This is a genomic window from Desulfonatronum sp. SC1 (assembly GCF_003046795.1).
Taxonomy (GTDB): Bacteria; Desulfobacterota; Desulfovibrionia; order Desulfovibrionales; family Desulfonatronaceae; genus Desulfonatronum.
Map to the genome: position 1 here is coordinate 1 of NZ_PZKN01000082.1, position 626 is coordinate 626.

Below are 626 nucleotides of genomic sequence, written 5' to 3' on the forward strand. Positions count from 1 at the left end.
CCTTACGCCACACTTACGCCACCCATTTATTGGAGCAGGGCTTAAACATTGTAACCTTAAAGGAGCTTTTGGGTCATGCTGATATCTCAACGACCATGATTTATCTTCACATAGCCCAGTGTCAGCATATCAATCCTCACAGCCCCTTAGACACACTCTATGGAAAAGCCATACAAAAGCAAGCATGAACTAGCTGATGTTGTTTGCCAATTTGGAAGTAGTTTGTTGCAGAGTGGGGAGTTATCGGCCAAGCAGATCAAAGTCTTTCACAACCTTGTGCAGTGCCGTACGGCCGCTTTGGGTGGACATGAGCAGGTGTGTGATGATTGCGGAGTCATCCACTACCGTTACAACAGCTGTCGCGACCGACATTGCCCCAAGTGTCAGGGAACCAAACAGGCGCTCTGGATTGAAAAGCTGATTAAATCAACACTTGCAGTCAAACACTACCATCTCATTTTCACCGTGCCTCATGCGCTCAACCAGATTTATCTTTGGGACAGGAGACTTTACTGCAATATTGTGTTCCACGCTGCCAGAGCTACACTACACAGCTTTGGGTACACGCATTACGGTTGTGAAACCGGAGCCGTTGCGGTATTACACACTTGGGGGCAGAACCTTTC

General features: G+C 47.8%; 2 protein-coding genes. Both read left to right on the plus strand.

Annotated elements, in window-relative coordinates; genetic code table 11:
* Nucleotides 1-188: tyrosine-type recombinase/integrase (locus C6366_RS20815; RefSeq protein WP_146164929.1), on the plus strand; the 188-nt coding region annotated here is incomplete at its 5' end.
* A partial coding sequence (locus C6366_RS20820) for a transposase zinc-binding domain-containing protein (RefSeq protein WP_199221572.1) occupies nt 160-626 on the plus strand: 467 nt, incomplete at its 3' end. The genes C6366_RS20815 and C6366_RS20820, both read left to right, overlap by 29 nt.